General features: G+C 68.0%; 16 protein-coding genes and 3 pseudogenes. 7 read left to right on the top strand and 12 right to left on the bottom strand.

Features of this window, described 5'->3' with window-relative positions; genetic code table 11:
• Nucleotides 1-255 precede the first annotated feature (255 nt).
• Together AB0J10_RS22600 and AB0J10_RS22595 are read right to left on the bottom strand one after the other, a co-directional pair.
• Nucleotides 256-1,380, bottom strand: coding sequence for a DNA alkylation repair protein (locus AB0J10_RS22600; protein WP_363064275.1), 1,125 nt, complete (start codon nt 1,378-1,380; stop codon nt 256-258).
• 76 nt (nt 1,381-1,456) lie between these two features.
• On the bottom strand, nt 1,457-1,756 hold the full coding sequence (locus AB0J10_RS22595) for a hypothetical protein (RefSeq protein WP_363064273.1): 300 nt from the start codon (nt 1,754-1,756) through the stop codon (nt 1,457-1,459).
• A 105-nt stretch (nt 1,757-1,861) separates the two neighbouring features.
• Here AB0J10_RS22595 and AB0J10_RS22590 point away from each other — a divergent pair, with 105 nt between their 5' ends.
• Nucleotides 1,862-2,395, top strand: coding sequence for an ABATE domain-containing protein (locus AB0J10_RS22590; RefSeq protein ID WP_363064271.1), 534 nt, complete (start codon nt 1,862-1,864; stop codon nt 2,393-2,395).
• Between the two features lie 627 nt (nt 2,396-3,022).
• Here AB0J10_RS22590 and htpG read toward each other — a convergent pair.
• Together htpG and AB0J10_RS22580 are read right to left on the bottom strand one after the other, a co-directional pair.
• Nucleotides 3,023-4,942: a molecular chaperone HtpG gene (htpG, locus tag AB0J10_RS22585; RefSeq protein ID WP_363064269.1), complete on the bottom strand. Its 1,920-nt coding sequence runs from the start codon at nt 4,940-4,942 to the stop codon at nt 3,023-3,025.
• 128 nt (nt 4,943-5,070) lie between these two features.
• Nucleotides 5,071-5,721 (bottom strand): type III effector protein, encoded by a 651-nt coding sequence (locus AB0J10_RS22580; protein ID WP_363064267.1) that lies wholly within the window; start codon nt 5,719-5,721, stop codon nt 5,071-5,073.
• Nucleotides 5,722-5,849: 128 nt separating this feature from the next.
• On the opposite strand from AB0J10_RS22580, the gene AB0J10_RS22575 reads away from it, so the two are divergent.
• Complete coding sequence (locus AB0J10_RS22575) at nt 5,850-6,281, top strand: Hsp20/alpha crystallin family protein (RefSeq protein ID WP_363064265.1); 432 nt, start codon at nt 5,850-5,852, stop codon at nt 6,279-6,281.
• Nucleotides 6,282-6,377: 96 nt separating this feature from the next.
• Nucleotides 6,378-6,788, top strand: coding sequence for a DUF2267 domain-containing protein (locus AB0J10_RS22570; protein ID WP_363064263.1), 411 nt, complete (start codon nt 6,378-6,380; stop codon nt 6,786-6,788).
• Here the strand turns inward: AB0J10_RS22570 and AB0J10_RS22565 are convergent.
• Nucleotides 6,786-6,995 (bottom strand): annotated as a pseudogene (locus AB0J10_RS22565) (hypothetical protein); the annotation flags it as partial. The gene AB0J10_RS22570 and the pseudogene AB0J10_RS22565 sit on opposite strands and share 3 nt — an antisense overlap.
• Here AB0J10_RS22565 and AB0J10_RS22560 point away from each other — a divergent pair.
• A pseudogene (locus tag AB0J10_RS22560) lies at nt 6,957-7,228 on the top strand (transposase); the annotation flags it as partial. The pseudogenes AB0J10_RS22565 and AB0J10_RS22560 overlap by 39 nt on opposite strands.
• Nucleotides 7,229-7,419: 191 nt before the next feature.
• On the opposite strand, the gene AB0J10_RS22555 reads toward AB0J10_RS22560, so the two are convergent.
• The 5 genes from AB0J10_RS22555 to AB0J10_RS22535 all read right to left on the bottom strand — a co-directional run bounded on the left by AB0J10_RS22555 (nt 7,420) and on the right by AB0J10_RS22535 (nt 18,255).
• The gene (locus AB0J10_RS22555) at nt 7,420-7,809 is read right to left on the bottom strand and encodes a fic family toxin-antitoxin system, toxin component (RefSeq protein WP_363064261.1); all 390 of its coding nucleotides are present in this window, start codon (nt 7,807-7,809) and stop codon (nt 7,420-7,422) included.
• Nucleotides 7,806-8,084 (bottom strand): DUF1778 domain-containing protein, encoded by a 279-nt coding sequence (locus tag AB0J10_RS22550; RefSeq protein WP_363064350.1) that lies wholly within the window; start codon nt 8,082-8,084, stop codon nt 7,806-7,808. Before AB0J10_RS22550 ends, AB0J10_RS22555 begins: the two co-directional genes overlap by 4 nt.
• A gap of 497 nt (nt 8,085-8,581) precedes the next feature.
• Nucleotides 8,582-13,015: a hypothetical protein gene (locus AB0J10_RS22545; protein ID WP_363064259.1), complete on the bottom strand. Its 4,434-nt coding sequence runs from the start codon at nt 13,013-13,015 to the stop codon at nt 8,582-8,584.
• 1,077 nt (nt 13,016-14,092) lie between these two features.
• Entirely contained in the window at nt 14,093-16,402 is a 2,310-nt protein-coding gene (locus tag AB0J10_RS22540) for a LuxR C-terminal-related transcriptional regulator (RefSeq protein ID WP_363064257.1), read from the bottom strand.
• 584 nt (nt 16,403-16,986) lie between these two features.
• A complete protein-coding gene (locus AB0J10_RS22535) occupies nt 16,987-18,255 on the bottom strand; it encodes a ricin-type beta-trefoil lectin domain protein (RefSeq protein WP_363064255.1) in 1,269 nt (422 codons plus the stop codon).
• A 575-nt stretch (nt 18,256-18,830) separates the two neighbouring features.
• Here AB0J10_RS22535 and AB0J10_RS22530 point away from each other — a divergent pair.
• From AB0J10_RS22530 to AB0J10_RS22520, 3 genes and pseudogenes are all read left to right on the top strand, one after another.
• Nucleotides 18,831-19,087: pseudogene (locus tag AB0J10_RS22530) on the top strand (IS5/IS1182 family transposase); the annotation flags it as partial.
• Between the two features lie 884 nt (nt 19,088-19,971).
• Nucleotides 19,972-22,323: a LuxR C-terminal-related transcriptional regulator gene (locus AB0J10_RS22525; RefSeq protein ID WP_363064253.1), complete on the top strand. Its 2,352-nt coding sequence runs from the start codon at nt 19,972-19,974 to the stop codon at nt 22,321-22,323.
• A 385-nt stretch (nt 22,324-22,708) separates the two neighbouring features.
• A complete protein-coding gene (locus AB0J10_RS22520) occupies nt 22,709-23,137 on the top strand; it encodes a hypothetical protein (protein ID WP_363064251.1) in 429 nt (142 codons plus the stop codon).
• A 90-nt stretch (nt 23,138-23,227) separates the two neighbouring features.
• On the opposite strand, the gene AB0J10_RS22515 is transcribed toward AB0J10_RS22520, so the two are convergent.
• Nucleotides 23,228-24,115, bottom strand: a complete 888-nt coding sequence (locus tag AB0J10_RS22515; protein WP_363064249.1) for a LysR family transcriptional regulator — start codon at nt 24,113-24,115, stop codon at nt 23,228-23,230.
• Nucleotides 24,116-25,429: 1,314 nt separating this feature from the next.
• Nucleotides 25,430-25,816 (bottom strand): DUF742 domain-containing protein, encoded by a 387-nt coding sequence (locus tag AB0J10_RS22510; protein WP_363064247.1) that lies wholly within the window; start codon nt 25,814-25,816, stop codon nt 25,430-25,432.
• Nucleotides 25,817-25,836: the final 20 nt, after the last annotated feature.

Below are 25,836 nucleotides of genomic sequence, written 5' to 3'. Positions count from 1 at the left end.
TGACGCCGTCGAAGAGGAGGACTGCGAACGCGGCGATCGCGACGAGCCCGAGCCCGTCGAGGATTCCCCAGGCCCGGAGCGCCGTTGGGCTTTCCCGCCAGGCCTCGGGGGTGAGGAACAGAGCCACCTGCAAGAAGGCGAAGGAGCAGAACCGGGCTGTCGCGATCACCTCCATGAGGATCACTGCGCCGGGGCCGCCCGGGCCGGGGTTCGGCCCGCCGGGCCGGTCGTCGGGCCGCCCTCTCGTGATGGCGGTCAGGAGACGGACGGCCCGGCAGGGGCCGCGTCACGTCGGGCGCCGAGGGTGAATTCGGCGGACCCGTGAGGCTGCCCGTTGATCTGGAGTTGCACGCGGTGAACACCCAGGTGGTAGCGGCGAGTGCTGAGCTCTCGGAAGGAATGCCGCCGGACGGCCGACCAACTTTCGCCGGCGGCGAGGCGGCGGGCAGTCAGCTTGAAGACCTTCGGGGTGAGAGTGCCGTTCGCCTTGCGGTGGTGGACGATGTAGTCGATGACGAGGGGAACGGTGCGGGGGCTCGTGTTGGTGACCTCGTAGCCGAAGACGAGATGCTCTCCGATGTGCACCTCGGGTGTGCGGACATCGGGACCGACGACCTGAACGGCGACGTCGGGATCGTGGCCGAGGAGTGCCAGGGCATCGGCGTGGCCGTTCTTGAGGAGCGTCCGCAGGCCATGGCGGACCAGGGCGGGAGTGGTGGGCGCCGGATAGGCGAGCCAGCGCGCGGCGGCGGCGAGGGCCGTGCTCGGGTGGTCCCGGCTGATGTCGTTGAGATGGTTGGCCACCGAGCGTCTGACGTACTGGCTTGTGTCGCGGTACAACGCGTCCAGGACGGGCAGGGCCGGGGTCGGGTCGGCGACGAGGTGGGTCAGCCGCGCCGCCCATGGCAGCCGGGGCCGCGTGCCTTCGCTCGCCAGTCGGCGCACGTGCTCGTCGGGATGGCGGGTCCACGCCAGGACCGGCCCCAGCGCCCGGGGGAGGTCGTGGCGGAGGAAGGGGCGTACGGCCATCTCCGCGGTCAACAGCGGGGTGAGCTCGGCGAGCAGGTCCAGGGCGGGCTCGAACACACCGTGTGCCAGGGCGCGTTCGCTGACCGCGGCGTTCACGGGAAAGGTCATCCAACCGGTGAAGGCGGGATCGCGGAGAGCCGTGCGGACGATCTCCGCAAAGTCCGGGTATGTGTCGGGCAGATCGGCGAGGACGGCCTCCTTCACCGCGTCGACCCGTTCGCTGAAGGTGAGGCCGTCCAGGAGTGGTCCACAGTCGTGGATCGCGGTCGCCGGCGGGGCGCCCGCCGCCGCCATGACGGAGGCGAGCCTGTCGGTGGTGTGTGGGTTGATCAGTTCGTCGGCCGTGGGCACGGCGATCCTCCTCGTCGGGCTGCCGACAGCGGTCGCGCGCCCGGTGAGGTCGGGGCGCGCGACCGTGCCTGCTCGGTTACGGCCGGGCGCTGTGCAGTATCCGGGCGTGCCGCATCTCGTGGACCTCGCCGATCAGGCTGAAGAACTCGGAGGCGGCCGGATCCCCGGGCATCTCCTTCGCCGCGCGGGCGGCTGCTTCCGGGGAGGCCCAGAGGATGAGGTCGAGCAGGGAGCCGTCTTCGTAGCGGGCGAGGTGCGCGCCGAGGAAGTCGGGCCCGTACCGCTCGCGCAGGAGGCCGATCAGCTTGGCGCGGTGGTGGGTCAGCTGCTCGGGGTCGGCGCAGGCGAAGCGGACGTACTCGATGGTGGTGCTCATGGGAACCCTTCCCTCGTCTTCTCACGGAATTGGTTTACTCAATCCGTGAGTGAAAGCTATCACGGATTCGAGGCAGGGAATCCGTGGGTCCGGTAGGTTGATGACATGTCCCTCAAGAACCTGCGCGAGATGCCGTGGATCGGCGAGCGGCCGGTACTCGACCTGGCCAACACCGTCGTCGTCGGAGCCGGTCACGCGGGTGGCGACGTCGACCTGCTGGCCGACCCGGAGCTGCTGGAACTCTGGCGTGGGAAGGCACTCGACCGGGAACTCGCCGATCTGCCCCTGCAGGATCTGACGGAGCTGCGCGGCCCGGTCAGGGCCGCCCTGGACGCGGCGGCGCGCCAGGCGCCGCTGCCGGGGCCGGCGCGGGCGCGGCTCAACGCGCTGTCCGCGCGGGCCCCGGTGACGTTCCAGGTCGACGACGACGGCCACCTCACGGAGCGGGAGGCCGGCGGGCCGGTCGCGGCGGCGGTCGCCCGGCAGACGCTCGTGCTGGCCGCGGGGCCGGAGCAGGCGCGGTTGCGATGCTGCCCGGCGCCGAGCTGCGGGATGTTCTTCCTCGCACGCAGGCGGGATCAGGCGTGGTGTTCGATCGGCTGCGGCAACAGGGCGCGTGCCGCTCGCCGCGGTGGGTAGCGCCGACTGAGCCCGCCCTGATGCAGACCCCGCCGCTTCCTCGGCGCGCCGCATCCGGCTCCGTCAGCCGTCGACGATTCGCCGATGAGCCGCTTCATGCGGTCCGGGGAGTTGAGAGGGTCTGGATCCGTCCCAGGCGGCCAGTGTCGTGGAGGCGGTGAAGGCCACCCTCGCAAGGACGGTGCAACCTCTCCTCGTCCACCGCCGTGCGGTCGGTCGGGTCGAGGCGCGTGCGCCGTTGCGGTGGGGCGCCGTCATTGGCTCCAGCCGCAGCACACCAAGCAGAGCACCTGGCTCGTGAGCTCCCTGGTCCGCAGCGCGTCCGCACGCCTTGGGGCACCATGGTGACGGCCTCGCCCAGACAAGGCGTGCGGGAACCTCGTCCTCCTGGTCCTGAATCACGGATTTGCTTGTCAAAGGCGTGATTCACGGCGTGTGAGGTCTGAGCCGTCGGGGCGGCTGCTGCTCGGCTCTCTGGCGGGCGCGGCAGGGCAGCCCGAACACACCCCGCCCGGTCCGGCACCCGTAAGGGTGCCGGACCGGGCGGGGTTCATGGGGAGTGTGAGGAGGACGAGATCAGGGGGGCGCGACCGGGCGGGCTTGGGCCGTGCCGGGCAGCGCCGATGATTACAGAGTGCGGGTCAGGTGGTCGGTGAGCAGCCGGGTGAAGCGGGCAGGGTCTGGCAGGTCGCCGCCTTCGGCGAGCAGCGCGCTGCCGTATGCCAGCTCGGCGATCTCCGCCAGTGCGGGGTCGTCGGGATTGGTGTTGTGAGCTGTGCGCAGGGCGGCGATCAGCGGGTGTGCGGGGTTGAGTTCCAGGATCCGCTTGACGGGGGGAAGTTGCTGTCCCATCGCCCGGTACATCTTCTCCAGGGTCGGGGTCATGTCGTGGGCGTCGCCGACGATGCATGCTGCCGAGGTCGTCAGGCGCGACGACAGACGGACCTGCTTGACCTGCTTGGACAGGATGGTCGTCAGCCACGGCAGGAGAGCGGCGTAGTCCTGCTCGCGCTGGGCCTTCTCCGCCTCGGTCTGCTGGTCGCTGTCGGCGGACTCGTCGAGGTCGACCTGGCCCTTGGCGATGGACTGCAGCCGGTGGCCTGCGAAGGCCGGGACCCGGTCCACCCACACCTCGTCGATGGGGTCGGTGAGGATCAGGACCTCGTACCCCTTGGCGGCGAAGGCCTCCATGTGCGGGGAGTTCTCCACCGTCGCGCGAGTCTCGCCGGTCAGGTAGTAGATGGCGTCCTGGCCGTCCTTCATGCGCTCGACGTACTCGCGCAGGGTGGTGGTCTTCTCCGGGTCGTGTGTGGAGGCGGCCGACACCAGCTCAAGCAGTGCCTCGGTGTTGTCCGTGTCCTCGACCAGACCTTCCTTCAGCGCCCGGCCGAACTGCGTCCAGAGCTGCGCGTAGCGCTCGGCGTCCTTGGACTGCATGTCCTTGATGGCGCCGAGGACCTTCTTGACCAGGCGCCGACGCACGCCGCGGATCTGGCGGTCGTGCTGGAGGATCTCGCGGGAAACGTTCAACGACAGGTCGTGGGCGTCCACGACACCCTTGACGAAGCGCAGGTAGTTGGGCATGAGCGCTTCGCAGTCGTCCATGATGAACACCCGCTTGACGTACAGCTGCACGCCGCGCTTGGTCTCGCGGGAGAACAGGTCGAAGGGTGCCTGTGAGGGGATGAACAGCAGTGCCTCGTACTCGAAGGTGCCTTCGGCGCGCATATGGATCGTCTCGGCCGGGGGCAGCCAGTCGTGGCTGATCTGCTGGTAGAACTCGTTGTACTCGTCCTGTGTCACCTCGGTGCGTGGCCGGGCCCACAGCGCCTTCATCGAGTTGAGCGTGTCGACGTCGAGGGTGGTCTCGCCCTCGGTGTCGGTGCGCTCGGTGGTCATCCGGATGGGCCAGCGGATGAAGTCCGAGTAGCGTTTGACGATCTGACGGATCTTCGACTCGGACAGGTAGTCGGCGAGTCCGTCCTCGCTGTCGGCGGGCTTGAGGTGCAGGGTGACCGAGGTGCCCACGGGCAGGCCGTCGACGGCCTGGAGGTCGTAGGTGCCCTCCCCGTCGGACTCCCACTGGGTGCCGGAGTCGGTGCCGGCTCGCCGGGTGCGCAGGGTGACCTTGTCGGCAACCATGAACGCCGAGTAGAAGCCGACGCCGAACTGCCCGATCAGGCTTTCTGCAGTGGCGGCGTCCTTGGACTCCTTGATCTTCTCCAGCAGGCCGGCGGTGCCGGATTTGGCGATCGTGCCGATCAGCTCCACGAGATCGTGCCGGCTCATGCCGATCCCGTTGTCACGGACGGTCAATGTGCGGGCGTCCTTGTCGACCTCCAACGCGATGTGCAGGTCGGTGGTGTCGAGCTCGGAGAGGCCGGGGTCAGTCAGCGATTCCAGCCGTAGCTTGTCCAGTGCGTCGGAGGCGTTCGAGATCAGCTCCCGCAGGAAGATGTCCTTGTTCGAGTAGATCGAGTGAATCACCAGTCGGAGCAACTGGCGTGTTTCGGCCTGGAATTCGAGCGTCTCGACACTGCTACCCATGTGGGGCCCTCTCTGCGGGAACGTCATGAACGGATTGGACTGGGGCCGAGACGAGTCGTTGCCCGCCGTCGGCGTGGTCCGGGCAGGCCGGACTGCACCCCTTGCCTGGTGACTCTTCATGGTGGGAGTCAGGCATCGTCAGCTTCTGTCGCCGTGAGTCGGTCGGCGAGGGCGTCCAGGGACTCGACGAGGTCGGTGTGGTGGGCATCGAGGTGTGGGCGCATGCCGGTCAGAGGCGCAATGAGTTCCGCGGCGTCGGTGGCGCCGAGGGCGGCATGCAGGGCGGCCTGGGCCGAGCGTGCGTCGGGCGCGAGGTGGGTGAGCGAGGTGAGCTGTCCGGCGAGGCGGCGCAGGTCGGCGGCGTTGGCACGGGCCCAGGTGGCTGTGGCGCGTTCGGCGGCCCTGGCCTGGCGGGTGGCGGTCACGCGCTGCTCGCCGGTGGTGCCGACGGCGCCGGGGCGGCCGCGCAGATATCGACGCTCGGCGGCCTGGCGGCTGGCGACGCCGAGGGGGCGAGCGAGGTCGGCCCAGCTGGCGCCCGCGGCGCGGGCGGTTTCGATCAGGCCGGTCTCCCAGCCGGCGAGTTGCTCGCGTACCTGCCGCAGCAGCATCAGGGAGGCCAGAGCCTGCTCGGCACCCGGGTCGGCGGTGTCGGGGGTCTCGCGCTGGGCATCGCGCAGGGCTTCGTCCATGGCGGCAAGGGCCGCCGCGGCGGCGAGGAAGGACGCCGGGCTGTGGGCGTCAGTGCTGGTCGTGGGCGGCTGGTCGGCTGCGGTCATGGGCACCTCCCTCGGCTGGTCATCGCATCGACGACATCATGTTTGTCATCCATCGGATGACATGTTACAACGGTGTCAGTGCAGCGCATTGGCAGCAACCGCCTGGACCTGCTGGAGGTGTCCTCACCATGTTGATGCGCACCGACCCCTTCCGTGAGCTGGACCGGCTGGCACAGCAGATGATGGGCCCGGGCACCTGGTCGAAACCGTCGGCGATGCCGATGGACGCCTACCGCGAGGGCGACGAGTACGTGGTGGCCTTCGACCTCCCCGGCGTCACCGCGGACGCGATCGACATCGACGTCGAGCGGAACATGCTCACCGTCAAGGCCGAGCGCCGGCCGGCGGCCAAGACCGACGACGTACAGATGGAACTGTCCGAGCGGCCGTGGGGCGTCTTCTCCCGCCAGATCGTTCTCGCCGACACCCTCGACACCGAGCACATCCAGGCCGACTACGACGCGGGCGTGCTCACCCTGCACATCCCGATCGCCGAGCGGGCCAAGCCCCGCAAGGTCTCCATCGGAGTCGGCACCGGCCGCAAGGAGATCTCCGGCTGACACCGGCGCGGAGACGGTGCAAAGGACGGGCACCTGATCCGCCCCTGCCCCGCCCTCCGCACCCCGTGGAAAGTCCGAAGAGGAAAGGGGCGGCCGATGACCCTGCGACATCAGGCGTTCCTCGACCGGGTGACCCAGCGCGGAGAGTACGACACTCCGGAGGAAGCCGATCGTGCGGCCCGCGTGGTGATCGCCCTGCTCGGCGCCCACCTGGTCGGTGATGTCCGCGCCCAGCTCGCGGCACGCCTGCCGGAGAGCTTCGCGCTGATCCTGCTCAACCCGCTGCAGAGCGCCGAGCCGCTGCCCCCAGAGCGGTTCGTCCGCGCGACCGCCGCCTGGATCGAGGGTGCCACCGAGCAGACCGCGACCTGGGACGTAAGTGCCGTGCTGTCCACCGTCGCCGACACTGCGGGCGAGGACCTGATGGGGCAGATCCTGCTCCAGCTCCCCTCCGGCTACGACCTCCTCTTCGGACGCCCAGACAACCCGACCCAAAACACGTCCTAGACGCTCATGAATCACCGCCCCCTTGAGCAGGATCTCCGCCCGCAGCATCCCATCGATCAACGGCGCGACCTCGTCCACCACCCGCCGGCGCGGCTGACCGTTCGCAGCTCTCATTGCGCGCCTGCGGCCCGGTGATGACCTGTCTCGCCCGCTGGCCTCGACCCGGGCATCGCTGCGGCGCCTCGCCCGCCGCCTCCAGCGCTGGATGAGGAGGTCGCCGAGCTGCACGCCGAGATCGGTCCGCCGGTCAAGCAGGCCGCACCGCGACTGCTTGAGCTGTTCGGTGTCGGACCGGAGACTGCCGGGCAGCCGTTGGCCTCGGCCGGCGACAACCCCGAACGGATGTGCTCCGAAGCGGCGTTCGCACACTTGGCGAGTGTCGCTCCGGTCCCAGCATCATCCGGTGGACCCATCGGCCGACTCAATCGCGAGGCGACCGGGCTGCGAACAGCGCCTCGGCCATCTGCACCGCCACATCGGAGTGAACGGCCGCTTCACTGTCCAGCAGGGAGCGGTCGACCGCGTGGCCGTCGTGCTGCCGAAGCCCTCGCCGTCGAGGAATCCGCCCGGTGAAGCGGTGGAGGGAGAGCGCACCGGCCTGCTCTGCTCCGGTATGGCCTGGGAAACTCGGTCAGGGGGTGGTCCAGTCCCGGAGCTGGCGGGCGATGCGGGGAACGCCGAGGGCGCCGGTGGCGGTGTCGCGGACGAGGGCGAGGGCGTCCTTCGGCTCATAGGCGAGGTGGCGGCCGTTGAGGACGAGGTAGGCCTCGGTGGAGTGCCATGCGAAGGCCTCGTTGGAGTGCTCGAGGCAGGGGAGTTTCGCGAGGGTCTGCAGCAGGGCGGCGGCCTTGAGGTTCAGCGTGCCGTAGACGTCGCGCTCCATGGCGCGGGCGTTGACCCGGGCCACCGCCGCGTACAGCGGGCCGAGGTCGTCGACCTGCGGGTCCCCGGGCAGGAGCTCGGCAGCGTGGAGGAGGTAGGCGACGTCGAGCGGATGGGCTTCGGATCCGGGCTCGGTCACGCGGCCCGGCCCCCTTCCGCTTGCTCCAGCTCGGCGAGGGCCTGCTGCTCGGCTGCCCGCTGTTCCGCCGACGGATCCACAGTGCTGGGCTCAGCGCCGAGCACGCCAGCGCTGCGCGCCATCGACTCCCGGAACGCGTCGAGGAACGTGTTCTCCACGGCGGTGGCGCGGGCGTAGGCGGCGGAGAGGATGTACTCCTGCATGCTCACCCCTTCCTGCCGGGCGGCGGCGGCGATCGCGGCCCGCTGCTCGGGGTCGGGGAAGCGTAGACTCATGGCTTTCTGCTCCTTCATGACACCAACGGTACCAGCGATACCATCCAGGGCCCAGGGTCTGCCCGAATGACAGGGAGGTGGGTGGGGTCGCTGTCCGGGTGGTGCCCCCTTCTGCTTGCGCTGTGACGGTGCTCGGCTGGGTGCCGTGTCCGCCCGGCCGGATGTGGACGGGTAGGCCCAAGGCGCGCGGTCGCTCACGTCGCCCCGTTGCCGGGAGACAGCCGGAGAAGCCCATGAGCCGTTTCCCGTACTCGCGGGCGTCCGCAGCGGCGCAGCGAGATCCCGCGAGGGCCGCGGCAGATGGAAGGCCGGCAGCAGGTCCCGCGACGTCCTGGCGCCCGCTGTCGGGGGCCCGCACCATTCCACCCACTCCGAATGCAGGTGCAGTCTCTGACCGGGGACGGTGTGGCGCCGGAGCCAAACACCGGGAGACCTCGAGGGCGTTGCAGAGCCACACTCGACGAGTGTGGCTCTGCGTCTGAAGCGAGTCGAGGAGTTCAGCTGATCTTGATGTCGTCGATGTAGCCGCTGTAGTCGGCGGCACCGGGGTAGTTCTGGTCGTAGCCGAGGGTGATGCGGTTGATCTCCTTGCCGCTGTGGTCGGTGAGCTGGACGGTGATGTGGTTCCATTCGTTCGGCTTGAGGCGGTCACATTGCGCGGCAGGGTGGGCCTTGTTGCCGTTCTGGTCCGCGGCACCGGAGTCTCGCAGGGTCGTGCCGTCGGTGAAGACCAGATCCAGTGCGACGCAGTTGCTGTTGTTGACGGGCCAGTCCATGCCGTCCCACCTGTCTGCGTTCTTCGGGTAGATCCAGTAGCTCAGCGTGCTTGCCCTGCCGATCGTCAGCGGCTTGTCGCTGAGGTCGAAGACCTTCAGATAGGCGTGTGCGTTGCCGATGCCGCCTCTCGTCGATCCGGCGTACTGCAGAGATCCGGTTCCGGTGCGGGCTGGTTCTCCCGAGTGCGGGCTTGCCACGGGTCCGGGCTTGGCGTTCCCGCCGGTGACGTTGGACAGGCCACCGCCGTCTTCGTCAACGGTGTCGGTCCAGGTGGGCTTGGTGTCATCCGTTTCGAAGCCCGTGCTGAAGGATCTGCCGTGCGCTGGGTGTGGGTCGGAGGGGGCCGGGCGGGGTGAGGAGGTCGAGGGCTGTTTCACGGCGTCGGGGTGGGTGCGCTTGGTCTCCCTGTAGACGAAGTCGGTCTGGGCCGGGTCGAACGCCGGAGTCGGGGGGTTGAGGAGGAAGCAGTGCGCATCGTTGAGCTGCGGGTCACGGGGTGTGAAGCCGGTGAAGCTGCAGAGCGTGGCGGACTCTCCGGATCTCGGTGTGAAGGGGCGGACAAGGTACGTGCCTTTGCGCTGGGGTTCGTAGGTGCCGTAGGCGAGCGCCGTAGGCCCGTTGGTTTTGCAGAGGTCACGATCACGGGCGCAGGCGTGTGCCTGCCAGTCGGATTCGACGCTCTGCACTTCGTGCTGGATGTCCGCGCCGAGGACCAGGTCGTGGTTCTTGGCGGAGAGGTAGCAGTAGTTGTGTGCGTCGGCTCTCGCGTCATTGCTGGTCAGGGAGGCGATATCGGCGAAGGCTGTGTCGTTGCAGGTGACATTGCCGCTGGTGACGGTCTTGACCACCCATGAACCGTCGCCGCCGTAGGCCATCTGGTAGGAACCGGAGTCGGGAACCGAACAGGTGCGATCGGGGCCGGCGCAGAACGTGAACTGAGCGGGAGGGTTGGCGATGTAGCAGCTCTTGCGCTCTCCGGGCAGGGGGTCTTCACCGAAGGTGGAGGTGGTGCAGGGCACCCCGTTGGGGTAGTCGTCGCCGTTGATGCTCTTGTAGACCCAGTCGCGGGTCTCGTCGTCGACGTGGGCGCCGAAGGCCAGCCTGACCTTGCCGCTGACGTGGCAGTGCTGGCTCTGAACCGCGCATGCCTGATAAGGGCCGCCTGCATTGACGGCTTGACTCGGAGGGGCTCCTGTCAGGACACGGCATTCCTTGGCCTTGCCAGGGGCCGGGTCTGCACCGAAGCCGTTGCTGCTGCTGTCACAGACGGTCAGAAAGGTGACTGGCTTGACGATCCAGTTCGCTCCGGTGCCGAAGGCCACCTCTTGCGTGCCGGAAACCGAACAGCGTCCTCCTTCGTCAGCGCACACGCGCACGGGCTGCAGCCATGAGCCGCCGCCGCCTCCGCTCGCGTTGTCCTGTGCGGGAACGAAGCACGACTCATGAGCTGACGGGTTCGGGTCCGTGGAGAACGAGGAGGGCTTGCACACGATCCCGCCGGGCGGCAGAGCCGTGGTGACGTACTTGCCGGCCGCGCCGAAGGCTACCTGTCCGGTGTGGCCCTCAGTCCCGGCACACCTACCGCCTTCGTCCGCACAGGGGATGAATCCCATCGGCGGCACCGGACTGGTGTCCGATATGGACAGAGGGGTGAACATCTTGGACGTGCTCACCTGGCTGTCGACTGCATCATGGACGTCCCTCAGGTCGCCTGCAGTGAACAGGTTCTTCGGCTTGTCGGCCAATACCGGCTTTGTGTAGAGCGTGTCGAATTTCGCCCGCATCTCGGGAATGTACTTGCCGGGATTGGGGCACGAGTTTTCAGTTGCCCTGGGGTCGTGCTCCATGCAGTAGCTGAAGATGTGGTCATTCGACCAACCCGGCCAGACCGCCTTGTCCATGTAGGCCGTGGTGAATTCATCCGCACCGCTGCCCTCGTTCAGCGACGCGAACAAGGCGGTGAACGCCTGGTGAACCCCGTTGATGAAGCCGCTGCGCAGCGACTGCACAGACGCCTTCGCGTCCGCCATCACCTGAACATTCCCAGACCGGGCCGCTGCGATCGCCGAGGAGCTTCCTGTCTTGGCCGCGTTGGCGTTGACTACTTCCATGGTCGTGTAGGCACCGAACATCACCCGCTTCTGCGCCAGGTCGAACGCCTTCTGCGCGGCCGACAGAAGCTCCGGGACGCTCTTCTCGATCACTTCCTTCTTCATCGTGTCATGCCATGCCTGGTTACGGCCTTCAATCAGTCTGGCGTCCTCGGTCTTCCCTGTCACCCAGTCCACGGTCCCGGCAATCACCTGTGTGACGAGCGCGGCGACCCCGAAGAGCAGGGCCAGTTCAGGCTGCCCTGCGTACTCCGATGCTGTCGCCAGCAGGTACAGCACATTCACCGCGAGGCCGACGCCGTCGCGCCTGTCCGCCGAATCGGCAATTCCCACCAACTGCCCCACGACCGGAACCGGCGCCAGGACAGCGGCTGCTTTGGTCAGATCGGAGGCATCCTGGCTGAACGCCTCGACGATCGAATTGATCCATAGCGTGGCCATGGCCGGCGTCAGGGCCGTGTTGAACGTCCTCCAGCTCTCCGTCAGGGCCCCCGACACCCGCGCAGGCGGCACTCCCTTCGCCGACGTGGCTGCGCCGAACGGCTGGAATATCACCCCCGGATTCTTCATCGCCACTTTCAGATCCGAGGTGAACCCGAACTGCCCGGGACGGTACCCAGAAGGCGCAGCCTCGTAGGCGGCCATCGCGTGCGTGACCCGTGCTTCGGCGTACGACCGCAGCTCGGTCGGGGACAATTCGGGTATGAGCTTGTTGTCCACCGGCTCGACGGCGGGCCGACTTCCGGCTCTGACGGCCTCCTCGTAGTCGGCGACCGCCTTCTCGCCCTCCTTGATCTGCTGCGCAGTCACCGTCTCGGACGCCGGAATACCGCACTTGAGTCCGTCTTCGGCGCACGAGGGGACGATCTCCCGCTCCGTCACCGGCCGGAAGAGCGGAGTGCCATCGTCCTTCATGGCGGTCGGCAGGCTGCGCTGCAGTTCTTTGGTCCATGTGACGCGACCGTTGCTCGCGTAGTACTTCACCTCGGGGTTGATCGCGTAGTGGGGCCGTGCGTCGAGCCCTGCCTGCTCGAACAGCGACTTGTCATTGATGCCCGCGATACCGGCCCGCAGGCCCACGGCGTCTGCGGCTGCCTTCCATTCGGGTGTGCCATGGGGAAGCCGGTTCACCTCTTCCACCGCCCTTCGTACCGAAGCGGTGTCTCCCTCGAACGGGGGGAGGGACATCTTTTTGGCGTCACTGAGCTTGTATCCGGCGAACTGCATGAGGGCCAGAGCGTCACCGACCGTCCGGCTCTCTTCGACGGACTCCCGCGCCCCGGGCTGCGCTCTGTCCGACACCCGATACGGCTTGCCGGTCCTGGGATCCTTCACCTGGTAGACGTGAGGCTTGCTGTTTCGGGAGCCGGCGATGGAGTGTGCCGCGTGCCCGGATTCATGAGCCAGAGTCTGGGCCGGTGAGTAGTAGATCTCCGTCCCGTTCGTGTCCAGGAAGTTGCTGTACGTCTGCGAGTAGTCGATGAAGGCCACCGACCCCAGTCCGGCCTTCCTGCCGCCTTTGGCGACATACTGGGAGCGGGCGTCATCCAGGGGGTAGTGCACGTTGCCGCCGGCGCCGGCCTTTCCGACAATGACGTTGACGGCGTAGGGCTTCCCCTCGGAGTTGGTGAACATGTAGTCCCGCGGACTGTCACCCACGTCACCGCCGAGCGGACGCCCCTTCTCAATGAAATCCAGCAGCTTCTTGCCCAACGGCAGCGCCCTGGACGCTTCTTCGCCGTTTCCCCATGAATTGATCGTTGCGAGGTCCGCCTTGACCTCGCTGACGAATGCCTTGTCGATTTCCGGTGCTTCCACCCAGTGCGCCGCGTCAATCAGCTTCCCGTCACGCAGCGGCCGTGTGCCGCCCTGTACGGCGAAGCCATGCCCGATGTACTCGATCTTCATGGACCGCCCCCCGCCGAAGTCCACGGTGGCGTTTTCACCGACGCTCAGGTGGATCAGGCCGTCGTCCACCGGTACGGCGTCGTCGGGAGCCGGATCGACGCCGGACGCGCTCGTCGCGGCGAGCGCCAGAGCCACAAGACCCGCCACGGTCGCTGAGGCCGCCGAACTCCATGGGAAACGTATCCAGGTCCGTCTTCTACTGCCTCTCCTGCGTTTCAAAGCTCACTCCCTCGCATGTTGAGAACCGCAGCCCCGCGACGGGCAGGGGGCAGCCGTACGTGATCTGCCCGTCTCACTGCCCGGAGGCTCCGCGCTCTGCACGCGCCTGCCTCACCCGACACGGCCACGCTCGCCCCTGCGCCATCCGGCTAAAGCACCTGCCGATGGCATCCCTGGTACGGAGGTGCGGTCGTGCACAAATCGGCACGCCCCGGTGAGCGTCACTCAACCCCGACATGTCCAACTTGAGAAGCGTAGAATTGCCTGTCCCATTACCTCTGCTCGGGGCCTGTCCAGGGCTCCGTCGTTCTCGCGTTCGTCCCGAAGCCGCCGGCCTGGGCTCGGTGCACCAAGGCGGCGGGGGTAGGCGGTTCGTGACGGCCGGCGGATGTCTGCCGGGCGGGACCAACTCGCGGGCTGTGATCCGGCCTGCCCGCTCTGGCCTGTTGCGAAAGCTGGTCTCGATGGTTCGTGATCACGCCCTGTGGTGGGATCTGACGAATGAGGGTCCCCCCGTGGCCTGGAGTCCGTGGCCGGAGTGATGGTGGAGGGGCGTGGGTCCAGGACGCGCATCTGCAACGCGGAGTCCCGGGACGGGGGGTGGGTGCACAGCGGGGTGCCGCGAGCCAAGCGCGACGGCTCGCCGTCGTCGAGCACGCCCGTCCACGCGTCGGCGGGGGCAGGCTCAGGCGGCCGTTTTGCGGAGTTGAGCGGGCCGGCCGGAGCGGCTGGGGGCCGAGGCCCGGAACAGCGCTTTCGGTGAGCGTGCCGCAAACTCGGCGTGACCCATTCCGTGGTCCGGGGCGGCTCATTGGACAACGCCGCGAGCGAGTGTCAACAGTGTGCCGAAGGTCGAATGCGTCCACCGGCCGGCCTACCGCATCCGAACCGAGGCCCGCCTCACGTTCGCTGCCTGGATCACCGACCGACAACGCCAGGCTGCTACACAGCGAGTGCGGGCCCGAGGGGGATTGACATGCAGATCTTCCCTTTTCAGGATTTCGTCCCGCTGTTCCACGCCCATGCAGCCACCTGAGCGCGGGAAGTGAAGCCCAACTTGCGGAGTATGCGCTGGACGTGCCCCTGAGCGGTACGCAGAGACACGACCAGCTGGGCGGCGATCTGCTTGTCGGTCAGGCCCTGGGCAAGCAGCGCCGCGACCTGCTGTTCACGGGGGGTGAGCAGCAGGTCGGCACCCGCCTCCCGGGTCGGGCCGCCTCCTCGTTCCGGGGTACTGCCCAGGGCTTTGGCCAGGGATTCTTCGAGGCTCAACTCGGCGCCTGCGCGCAGGATGGCGGAGAACCGGGTGGCTCCCAGGTTCTTGGTGAGTAGTGCCTCGGTGGCGGTGCGATGATGCAGCAGATGCCCGACTCCGGGAAGGACGGCTCCCACGGTTTCCCAGATGTTCTGGACGGCGCCGAGGAGTTCGGCTGCTTCGGCATGATGACCGTCGTGGGCTCTGGCCCAGGCGAGGACTTCCAGGCATTGGGCCATGGCAAGACGATTGTGGGCGGGGCTGCTGGCACGCAGGCCCTCCCGTAGCAGCCGGACCGTTTCGTGGGTCTCGCCGTGCAACCAGTGATGGAGCCCAAGGGTCCACAGAGCGTAGGGGCGGCACCACTGGGCGTCGTGGTCCTCGCACAGAGCCAGGCACTCTCGTGCCATGGTGGCGGCGCGGGGGGCCTTGAGCAGGCAGCATACGAGGCTGAGCAGGAAGAGAGTGATCCAGACGTCTCCCAGGTTCCCGCAGGCGCGGTACTGGTCGAGGGCGCTTTCCAGGCGATTCCGGGCGTGTGCGAAGTCGTCCTGGAAAAGCGCGGCCAGACCTGCGAGCTGGTCGGCATGGGCGGATACCAGAGGGTCGTTCAGGAAGGCGGCGAGGGCGTGGCACTCGTCCACCCGGATGCTGGTGGCGGAGCTGTCCCCACACAGGAGGGCGAGCCAGGCGTCCGCCCACACTGCTTTGGCCCTGGCTGTGGTGAACTCGGTCGCCGAGGCGAGCGTCCGCGAAAGCCAGCGGCGCTCCTCCGTCAGGTGTCCGGTGCCGAGGCGATGGCTCCACAGGGCCGCGGCCATCTCCAGTCCGGCCGACGCCTCACCCTGTTCCTCGAGGCAGAACTTCATGGCGGTGCGGAGGTTCGGCCGCTCCGAGAACAGGCGCGAGGCCCATGCGGACTGGTTGGGAGTGAACCACTCGTCATTGGCGCGGAGAGCCATGGCCCGGTAGTGGTCGCGGTGCCGGCGACGGAGGGCGTGCTCCTCCTGCGTCGCCCTCATCCGCAGGCGACCGTAGTGCCGGAGGGTGTCGAGCATGCGGTAGCGCGCCCGGTGCGGGTTCTCGTACCGGCCCAGCACGGACTTCTCGGTGAGCCCGGCCACCAAGTCAAGGATCTCGTCCCTGCCCAGGCCGCCGAACGCGCACACCGCTTCAACGGCATCGAGATCGAAACTTCCGGTGAAGACGGACAGGCGCGCCCAGAGCATCTGTTCCTTGTCGGTGCACAGATCAAAGCTCCAGTCCAGTGCGGCCCGCAACGTCTGCTGGCGGGGCAGTCCACCCCGGCACCCCCCCTTCAGCAATCCGAACCGGTCGTCCAGGCGTTGCAGGATCTGTTCGCAACTGAGCACTCGCAGGCGTGCGGCAGCCATCTCGAGGGCCAGGGGGATGCCGTCGAGCCTGTGGCAAATCATCAAGGCCGCTGTAGACTCGGCGGGCGAGGGTGTGAACTCCCCCAGCACGGCCGCGGCCCTTTCTGCGAACAGCTGCAGCGCTTCGTTGGGCCTCGATCCCGGTCCGGTGTGCCCTGGCTCGGGAGCGGCGAGAGACGGTACGGTCAGTACGCGTTCCGCGCTGAGTCCCAGCGCCTGCCGGCTGGTTGCGATGATCTGCAGACCGGGCGCGGCTTCCAGCAACTTCCGGGTCATCGACGCGCAGGGGAGCAGCAGGTGCTCGCAGTTGTCGAGCACGATCAGGGTCCGCTGGCCGCGCAACCGGTCCGTCAGTGCGGCAAACGGCGGGCGTCCCAGCACGTTCTCCCAGTCGAACGCCGCGAGCACGGTGTGGGCAAGAGCCTCCTGGTCCTCCGTGGTCGCCAGATCGGCAAACCACACGCCGTCCGGGAAGCAGCGCCGGACCTGGTCGGCAACGCGCAGGGCGAGGCGTGTCTTTCCAATGCCTCCCGGTCCGGTGAGGGTCAGAAGGCGGGTTTTGGACAGCAGGGTGCGGGCCAGCTCGATCTCGCGGCGTCTGCCGACGAAGCTCGTCGCCTCCGCGGGGAGATTGCCGCCGAGTCCTCGTTCCATACGTGCAACTTCCTGGATCCGCCGCACCTGCGGCTCGTCTGCAGGGCAGCCCCGACGTCGGGGTACCCGTATGGCAGCGTAGTACTGCTTGTGGCTCGAACGGAGCAGGAGTTGGCGGCAGTTGACCACCACTGCCGGTGCTCGGCAGCCAGGCGGGGCGGCCAGGATGGTCTGCAGGCGCGTGCGGTCGTCGACGACGCAGGAAGTCCGGTCCCTGGTGGAGGACGGCACCGATCAACATGGTGCGACATGAGAGACATGTGAACGCGGCCTGGCGCGACGAGGGACTCGGGCTCTGCCCGGGTCGCGTCTGCTGGAGTGGTGTATCGACGGCCACTCCGGTGTTCTCGTCTGGCTCTGTGCGGTGAGTTGGGTGGGCAGGGCGGTGTTGCCGGCTTCCGGCCCGGTCGGGTGGGGGCGGGACTCGGCGAGGAGTTCGCGGCGCATGGAGCGGCGGCGGTCGCTGGCGCTTGCCGCCGGCGGCGCTGTCAACGATCGAGGGGCGGCCCCGAAGAGACCGCCCCTGACCACCTTCCACCCAGCTGCCCCGGCTTGGTGCCAGGTCATACACACCTGATGGAGTACTACGTGCTACTCATGGTCTCGGTCGGCCCACTGCTGACGCAGGCGGGTTGTGGAACCCATCGTCCGTGCTCGAACCTGTCCGGAGTGACGCCGGAGTCGACCATATAGGTGTGTCCTGCCCCGGCGGGGTAGACGACGGTAATCTCGGCGGGGGCGTCGTAGGTCCATTCATCCCAACTGCCTTTGGCGAAGGTGAACCGACCTGTGTAGGTCTTACTGACGGGGAAGACCTTCACCCAGGTCGTGGAATGCGCAGGTGCGGCGGGTACCACCGGGTGGTACGTGATTCCCTTGCTCTCGACGGTGCCGTGTTGTACAGAGCGAGTGAGCAGAGTGGACACTTCGAGTGCTACTTCCGCGTGGTAAAAGCTCTGCTGGCCGCCGATCTTGACCGTCGTGGTGAGCTTTGAACCGAAGGCGATGGAGTCATTCGTGAGTGTCGATTTGCTGGTGCTCACCGTGTAGTCGTACTCCTTCGCCGGGATCGCCGCTTCGGTGTGCTGGGCGTACACGCACTCTGCGACCCCCTCGGCATTTCCGGTCACCGCGACCTGCGACTGCTCGTAGCGGCAGTACGGGTAGGCTGAGCGATCGGCAATGCTGGCATCGCACTTGGTCAACGCGTACTTGGCCGCCCACCTCTCGAGGACTCGGTTGGTGTGGATGCGGGTTCCTGGTGTGGCGTCAGGATCCTGAAAGTAGCTCTTGCTCACTGCCCAGAGTTGGTTGTCATGGCCGTGGCAGTCATACATGTTCAGGTAGTCGAAGTGACCCACGAGCCAGCTCTTCGCGACATCCAGGCACTTGTCGCTCTCCACGTTTCGGATGAGGAACACTTTCTCCCCGTCTGCCTCACCGCGTGGCTGTAGATACCAGTACTGCTTCTTCTGGGAGCCACTGCAGCGCTGCTGCTGCACGACGTCGATTCTCCATGTGGTGTCCCACTTGCCCGGCTCCAAGCAGAGGTTGGCGCTCGTCTTGAACTGGAAGCTGCCGTCACCGTGCGCGTCCAATGAGAACATCTGATTGCTTGCACCGTGGTACTTGTAGGCCCCTACCCACCGGCCGGCGTCGGTCCTGCCTTTCGGGATGTCGATGACGCGGGGACCGTCACCCCGGGACTTTGCTGTGGTGAATACGCAGTTCTGGAGAAGGTCCTTGCCGAGGAGGTTGCAGCTGTTGGCCACAGGGCCCTGAGCCCAGTAAGCCAATGCCGAGACCGGTTGCGTCCCGACTGTGAAGCCGGTGGCGATCAGGACAATCACCATCAGTAGTATCTCCAGGCCCCTCCGCGCCCCGTGGTGTCGTGAGCGGGGCGTGCGCGGCCAGGCGGTATCCGTCCGCATCAGCCCTCCTTCCTTTCCGTGACGCCTCTGGCGTCTCGCTTTGAGGGCTCGGAGACTGGGCCCTCGGACGTTGCTCCATCAGTTCCCGATGACCGTCGGATCACGGGCCGCATGGCGAGGGCGGACACGAATTCCAGATCACGTCATGTGGTGCCTGAGCGGCCCGTGCAGCCGTGGAGCTGAGGGGAGAGCATGCCGCGGGGAGGCCATGGAGGGGAGCGTAGGATTACGTGTTCCGGGGCCCGGGGCCCGAGATAGGTATCTGGGGCTTGGTCCAGGATCGTGGGCACCCGAGTCACTCGGATCTTGAGGCCGGGAGAATGGATGTCTTGTGGTCATGAAGCGTCCGCCGGAGTTCAGGGCGGATGCGGTCTCGTTCTGGGATTCGCGGCAGGAGGCAAGGGGCAGATCGTCCGCCGCCGGCCTGGGGGGATCCGGAGACGTCGCGGAGCCGGTCCGGGCGGCCGGACGTCGACGAGGCGGTCCTCTCACTGAGCCTGCTCGACGGCACCCGCGCCGAGTGCGACCGGGTCGGCGACGGCCGGGTCGACTGTTCCCACGAACACCGGCGCCACGGCGTGAACGTGCAGGTCGTCACCGATACCGGCGGCCGGCTGCCGTGGCTGCCCCTCCGCCTTGCCGGGCCGCACCCACGCCCTGACCGCGGCTCGCACCCGCCGCTTCATCCGCATCTGCGAGCGCCAAGGTGTTCCCATCGTGGCCTTGTCTCGCCCACCAGGGCGCCGGCCCGTGGGATCCGGGGCATGTGCGGGCCCGCCTCGAATGGAAGGTGGCTCCGGTGACCGGACCGACCGCGCTGGTCAACGATGACGCGGGCTTCCTGAGGAGGTGGGAAACCTGTCCTGGGCATGATCCACGAGCTCCGGTCCCGGGGCGTCGATGTCCTGGTCGTGACCGACGGCGCCTACGGAGACCGCCGCGTCCGGCTCGGCCCGGAAGGCCACGGTCCCCGCACCGGGGAACTCCCGAGCCGTCCCGACAGAGGCAAGCCGGGCCCTCGCCACCGATGTACGGGCATCGCCTGGTGGGCCGGGCGCACATCCTGACCGGCTTCAGCGCAGCGAGCCCTGGTATGCGATCGGCGTCGGCGCCCCCGGACACCCGTCGGCGCTGCCCTGAGCACGCCAGCGCTGACCTCGCAGACGATACAGGGCATCCCCGCGTCATGCTGCGCCGAGTCATGTGCCACCTGGTCTGCGAGAGCGCGCTGTCGCACAGCGCACCGATGCATTGGCCGGCGTCATCGGGCCCGGGCCTGCTGGGTGGCCGGTTCTCCGACATGATCGGCACCGCACGCCTGACCAAGCACGCCTGCCCGGTACGCGCGGGCAGACATGCCGAGCACCGGTGCCAGGATGCTGCGCCGACGACCAGTCCCCGTCAAGCGTTGGAACTTCGTTGAGTGGTGGGCCGGCGAGGGGTCGCCCACTGCCGAGATCGAGTGCGGCCTTGACCTGCCCGTCCAGCCGCACCGGCCGGACGCGAGCGCGTCCTGCCCTCTCGGGGACGCTTGGTCGGGGAGGCCGGGGCTGCGCCGATCCGGGCGGCCGACGCCGACGTGGCGCCTCGATGGTGGTGGCGTTGCTGTCCGGCCGACGGGTGCCTACGGTTGAGAACGTGGACGGTGTCCACGGGGCCGGACCGCAAGTGAGCGGTCTGCCCCCAGAACTGACGAGCTTCGTCGGCCGTCGTCGCGAGACCGAGGAAGTCAAGGCACTGCTGTCCACGGCTCGTCTCGTCACCCTCACGGGGCCCGGCGGAGTGGGTAAGACGCGGCTGGCACTGAGGGTTGCACGGCGGGTACGCAGAGCGTTCACGGACGGAGTGGCCTTCGTGGAACTGGCCCCCGTCTCGGAAGGCACGCTGGTGGCCTACTCGGTGGCCGAAGCCCTGGGCTTCGACGCTGCCCACTATCGCGGCGATCCCCTTGCGGTCGTGACAGCTCTGTTGGCGGACTGTCAAACCCTGGTGATCCTGGACAACTGTGAGCACGTGGTCGAGGCGTGCGCGACCCTCGTCGACGCCGTACTTCGCGCGGGTGCACAGGTGCACTTCCTGGCGACCAGCCGTCAGCTGCTCGGGGTGGCCGGGGAATACGTGAGTGTGGTCGGGGCGCTGCCGGTTCCCGGCCCATGCACGCCGGATCGCATGTCCGCGGCGGCCATCAGGGCGGAATTCCCGGCGGTGGCGCTTTTCGCAGAACGAGCCGGTGCCGTGGCGGGATTCGAGCTGACGGACGACAACTGTGCTGAAGTTGCACGGCTGTGCCACCGCCTCGATGGGCTGCCGCTGGCCATCGAGCTCGCGGCGGTACGGACCCGCGTCCTGGCACCCGGTCAGATTCTGAAGCAACTGGAAAGCCGCATCGGGCTACTGGACACGGTGGACAGACAGGCACCTGAACGTCACCGGACACTGAACGCGGCCATGGACTGGAGCTACGAGCTGTGCTCCCCCTCCGAACGCGTGCTGTGGGCCAGGGCCTCCGTGTTCGCGAGCAGCTTCGAGCTGGAGGCGGCCCAGCACGTGTGCGGCGGAGACGGGTTGCCGGTCGACGCGGTCCTCGACGCGGTGACCGGGCTTGTGGACAAGTCGGTCCTGGTCCGGGAGGAACACCGCGGGCAGGCGCGTTACCGGATGCTGGCGACGCTCGCCCAGTACGGCACGGAGCGGCTTGCGGAGAGCGGGGAGTCGCAGGAACTGGCCCAGCGGCACCGGGACTGGTTCCTGAGCCTGGCGGAGGAGATGGTGAACTCCTGGTGGGGTCCGGGACAACTCCAATGGTCGGAGCGGATGCGTGGCGTGCACGACGATGTACGCGCTGCACTGCGATTTTGCCTTGACACACCTGGTGAGCAGCAGGCCGGGCTCGTGCTGGCCACGTCACTGCACTTCTACTGGTTCTGCTGCGGACATCTGACGGAGGGTCGGCTGTGGCTGGGGCGCTTCCTGGCCGACGAGACGGCTCCACCTCTCGTCCGTGCCAGAGCCCTTCGGGTGTTTGCGGTCCTCGCGGCGGTGCAGGCCGACAGCGAGGTGGCCACGGTCGCCGTGTCCGAGTGCCGGGCGCTCGAACGGCACCACTGCGATCCGTTCCTCGGCGCGGCTGCGGACTGCGCCGATGCTGTGGCCGCAATGGGCCAGGGGCTGCTTCGCGAGGCCGCCGCGCGGGCGGACCGAGCTCTGGCCTGCCCGGCGTACGCGCGCCATCCCGAGCGCAGCCACGCCCTGTCCGTTGCCGTCTGCGCCCGTGCGCTGCTGGGCGAGCGTGAGCAGGCCGCGCCTCTCGCGGTGGAGCTGAGCCGTTGCGCGGAGGAGTACCGAGCCGACTGGATCCGTTCCCGGGCACTGCTCGGGAAGGTGCTGACCCGACCGGGCCCCGTCGACGCGGCCGAGAAGCAACGGCTGTGCTGCGAGGCACTGGTACTCGCACGGGCCCTTGACGATGCCCTGGCCATGAGCCTGGCGTTGATGTTGATCGCTGAGGCGGCACTCGACTCAGGTTCACCGCAGCGGGGTGCGGTCATCCTGGGCATCTGTCGACGGTTCTGGCGCTTGGTGGGGTTGGAGGCGAGCTTCGCCGTCTTCGGGTACGAGCAACTCGAGACCCGAACCCGTCAGGAGCTGGGCGAGGCCGCCTTCCGGTCGGCCGTGGCACGGGGCGGTCAGTTCGCCACGGGGGCCGGCTTCGCCTATGCCCTCGGAGGGGCCGACGCCGCTCGGGAGCCCGAGGCAGCGGTCAATGGGGGCAACGCTCCGCGGAAGGGCAGGGGCAGCGGTCCGCTGACCGTCCGTGAGCACCAGGTCGCGCAACTGGTGGCTCAGGGGCTGTCGAACAAGCAGATCGCGGCCCGGCTGGTGATCTCCCCGAGGACTGCCGACGGTCACGTCGTGCACATCCTGAGCAAGCTGGGGTTCACCTCCCGCGCGCAGATCGCGGCTTGGGCGGCGGAGCGAAAGGACGCCTGACCGCGCCTCCTCGGCCGCGCGGATGTGCAACGACATTCAGGTAGATCGTCTGTGACGCTACGGATCCCACTCGGATCCACCGACTTCGTGCCCGGATCAACCGCATCGGTCGGCGCGGTGTTGCGCACCGTTTCGGCTCCGCTGCGGTCCCGAGCGGCCGATGTCTGCGGCAGTCGCGCCGGCCTCGTGTGCGCGGCTGTCGGTGACGTGGCGTTCACGACGGGACACCCTCCGCGAGTGATCCGCGTCTCGTCCCTCGCAACGTGCGCAGGTGTAGGTAGCTATATGCGCGGTTTGCGCGTTCCGGGGCGGTGTGGTCGAGCGCGACGCTGGCATGACGCCGACCTCGTCACGGAAGCGACATTCGACCGCCATGTTCCAGTGGATGCACTCCGATCACCTTTCCCCCCGCCGCATCACGGCCGAGCAGGACGCCCAGCAGCTGCGACCTGCCATATACCTGCGCTGCTACCCCCATGACCGATGGCAGATGATGACCCTGCGACACGCGCTCCTGCGCCACGCCGACCGGCTGGGCGCGCTCTCGCCCACGGTCTACTTCGACAACGGGCGCCGCGCGCGCGAGACCCGACCGGAGCTGGAGCACATGATCGAGAACATCACCCAGGGCCAGCACCGCCTGGTGCTGGTGCCGGGCCCGTGGGTGTTCGCCCTCGATTCCGCCGAGGCGCAGTCGATCGCCCAGCGCATCACCCAGGCCGGAGGCCGGATCATGGAAGTCCCGTCACCCCGCGCGTCCGCGTCGGGGCGTCGGTCGTCCTCCGCCGACCGACGGCCCCCGCTCAACGGCTGAAGCCCTCAGCATGCGCGGACGGAGCGCGCGCCACCCGCGTCGGACCGGCAGGGGCCCTGACCGAGCCCCGGCCGGATCGATTGCCGACCCTCACCAGCGCGATGCGCGCAAGAGCATGAGCATGAGGAGTTCAGCTGCGGTGAGCGACCGGTCGTGGCAGTAGGTGAGGACCACACGCCGTGCCTGGGGCACGGGGCGCACATCCAGGACCGACAGTCGTCCTTCTCGCAGTTCCTGAGCCACCGCATAGCGTGACATCAGGGATACGCCGAGCCCAATTCGGACCGCCTGCTTGATCGTTTCAGCGCCCCATATCTCGATGCGCCGAACCGATCCGAGGCCCCACTGCCGCAGCGACTCCTGTGTGTGCGCATGGGTACCGGAGCCCGGTTCGCGCAGCAAGAAGGTCTCTGATGCCAGATCCGCAGCATTGAGCCTACGTCCGCTCAGTGGATGATCCGCCCACCCCACCACCACCAGCGGGTCCGGCGCCAGGTCCTCCGTGACGAATTCGCCGTCTGGCAGGGACCCGCTGGACACTCCGATGCCCACCTCTCCCGCCATGAGTCTTCCCGCCAGGTCGCCGGAGTTGCTCACGACGAGTGTGCAGCCCAGTGTGGGAAAGCGTCGCTGAAACTGTTGCACCAGAGGCGGCAGCATGTACGTGCCGAACGAGGGGGTCCCCCCGACGACGAGCCGGGACTGCTGCAAGCCGGATACCTGCCGCACGGCACCAACCGCCCGTTCGGCCATCGCCAGGATCTCGCGCGCCTGCCCGAGCAGGACCTCACCCGCCGGCGTCGCCCGGGCCGTGGGGCCCGACCGATCCACGAGCGTCGTGTGGAGTGAGGTCTCCAGCTTCTTAATCTGCTTGGAAACCGTCGATTGGCTCATGAAGAGCCGTTGAGCGGCTGCCGAGAAGCCACCGCAGTCGATGACCTGGGTGAAGATCACCAACTGATTGAGGTTCAGCGTCATCCAGGCACTCCGCAACAGCCCTGGGCAGGGCGACGAACATTCAAGGGGGAGACGGGGCGGGACCGGCGTGTCGGGGCCCGGCCCGTGCGCCTCAGGATGGACGAGGCGCGGGCGCGTCGACACGGCGAATCCACCTGTTCCGTTACCTACAAGCACTACCTACATGTCGGCGTCCGTGATTGGGCCGATCCGCGTCATCCGTGTCGACTGAGGGAGGCGCGGCAGTGGCTGCGGATTCTCGGTCTTCCAGGAACGGGATGAACACCATTCGGTGCAGGAGGCACCTGGCGTCATTCACACCTGCATCCCCCCACGAAGCGCAAAAGGAAATCCGATCCCCGGAACGGCATGCACCGACGGAGGGAGAGCCGCCCGGAGGAGCGCCGGGCGGCTCAGCCGTCCGACGCCCCTTGGGGAGTTGGCCAGACGGGCGTACCGACGGACTGCGGTCAAGATTATCCCGCCCACGCCCGCGGGAGCAGGAATCCTGCGGGACATGCCAAATCGTCATGGCTGTTGCCGGCTTGGCGGGGGATTTTCCAAGCCGGAGGGTAAACGGTGACCTGGCGCCGGCGAAGCGCTTCCTCCCGGCGGCGACGAAAGCAATGACACCGATACTTGACACCGTCGCGTCCATTTCAGGACTCTGTGGAACTCGTTTGATTGAACCCCTTTCATGATGAGGCGGGGTTCGATGGGGCGTGAGAGTCGTCGGGGCGGAGCCCGGGCGGGTTACGGCCGGACGCGCGTGAGTCGGCGGCCCATTGCCGTCCAGCGGACAACGTCCCGGAGTGTGCGGACCGCTGTTCGTGGTCGCGGGCGAGGCGGCGGTGGATGGCGGGGCGGGTTCGCAGCAGCGGGCACCTGCCCCAACCACGGTCCTGGATTCGACGGCGACGGCTGGGCGGCCAGGAGCAGGCCGAGGGCATCGGTGACGGTGAACCGCTTGCGGTCCCTGACTTCCCTGCCCTCGTCGAGGCCCCGGTCCCAACGGGGCGGTGTCGTCCGTCGGTGCAGACGGCGAGTCGATCAGTCCGCTACCCCGTCCCGGGGGCGCGTCCCTCGGGCCCCGGGCCCGGTCACTCGGGGCCGGCGCATGGTCCGGCGGGCCTGGCCCCTGACGGCGAGCTCACGTCTGCGTTGTCTCTATGACGGGTGCGGTGCACGTTCGACCGGCACCCTGCAGGTACTGTCCGTGAGCAGAGCCTCGTCATACGCTCACAGACAGTGGCGATGCTTGGGCGTGTACGGCGGTGACCGTCGCACCCGGCGGCTGTGCCTCTGCCGGGGCCCTCGGCTGCTGTGGTGACCCCATCACAGTCGGGCGAGCCCGTCCCGCAGTCTGCGCAGGAGGTCGATCCCGGCGCTCCGCGGCATGCTGACGGGCGGGTGAGCGGTGATCAGGCTTTCGTCCAAAAGGTCTGACAGCATGATGGCGATCACTGACACAGGCAGGTCGAGGTGAGCGGCAACCTCCGCCACCGCCCTCGGCTCCGCGCACAGCCGGAGGATCTGACGGTGTTCAGGGGAGAGCGCGCGAACCTGGCGGGCTTCTGGGACCTTGGTCGCGGTGATGAGGGTGATAAGAGAGAAAACATCCAGTTTTGGACGGGTTCGTCCGCCGATGAGGGTGAAGGGACGTACCAGGCGACCGCTGGTGTGGGCTGTCGCGTCTCCGGGCTGGGCACTGTGCCGGCTCATGGTCGGGAGCAGGTCGCGGA

The organism is Streptomyces sp. NPDC049887 (assembly GCF_040656535.1).
Taxonomy (GTDB): Bacteria; Actinomycetota; Actinomycetes; order Streptomycetales; family Streptomycetaceae; genus Streptomyces.
The sequence above is the reverse complement of the archived record's forward strand: the minus strand, read 5'-3'. Positions and strand labels throughout refer to the sequence as shown.

Bases quoted from the DNA above. Each gene is read 5' to 3' on its own strand.
- AB0J10_RS22595 (WP_363064273.1), bottom strand. From the start codon at position 1,756: ATGAGCACCACCATCGAGTACGTCCGCTTCGCCTGCGCCGACCCCGAG.
- AB0J10_RS22590 (WP_363064271.1), top strand. From the start codon at position 1,862: ATGTCCCTCAAGAACCTGCGCGAGATGCCGTGGATCGGCGAGCGGCCG.
- htpG (WP_363064269.1), bottom strand. From the start codon at position 4,942: ATGGGTAGCAGTGTCGAGACGCTCGAATTCCAGGCCGAAACACGCCAG.
- AB0J10_RS22580 (WP_363064267.1), bottom strand. From the start codon at position 5,721: ATGACCGCAGCCGACCAGCCGCCCACGACCAGCACTGACGCCCACAGC.
- AB0J10_RS22575 (WP_363064265.1), top strand. From the start codon at position 5,850: ATGTTGATGCGCACCGACCCCTTCCGTGAGCTGGACCGGCTGGCACAG.
- AB0J10_RS22570 (WP_363064263.1), top strand. From the start codon at position 6,378: ATGACCCTGCGACATCAGGCGTTCCTCGACCGGGTGACCCAGCGCGGA.
- AB0J10_RS22550 (WP_363064350.1), bottom strand. From the start codon at position 8,084: ATGAGTCTACGCTTCCCCGACCCCGAGCAGCGGGCCGCGATCGCCGCC.
- AB0J10_RS22540 (WP_363064257.1), bottom strand. From the start codon at position 16,402: ATGGAACGAGGACTCGGCGGCAATCTCCCCGCGGAGGCGACGAGCTTC.
- AB0J10_RS22535 (WP_363064255.1), bottom strand. From the start codon at position 18,255: ATGGTGATTGTCCTGATCGCCACCGGCTTCACAGTCGGGACGCAACCG.
- AB0J10_RS22520 (WP_363064251.1), top strand. From the start codon at position 22,709: ATGCACTCCGATCACCTTTCCCCCCGCCGCATCACGGCCGAGCAGGAC.
- AB0J10_RS22515 (WP_363064249.1), bottom strand. From the start codon at position 24,115: ATGACGCTGAACCTCAATCAGTTGGTGATCTTCACCCAGGTCATCGAC.
- AB0J10_RS22510 (WP_363064247.1), bottom strand. From the start codon at position 25,816: ATGAGCCGGCACAGTGCCCAGCCCGGAGACGCGACAGCCCACACCAGC.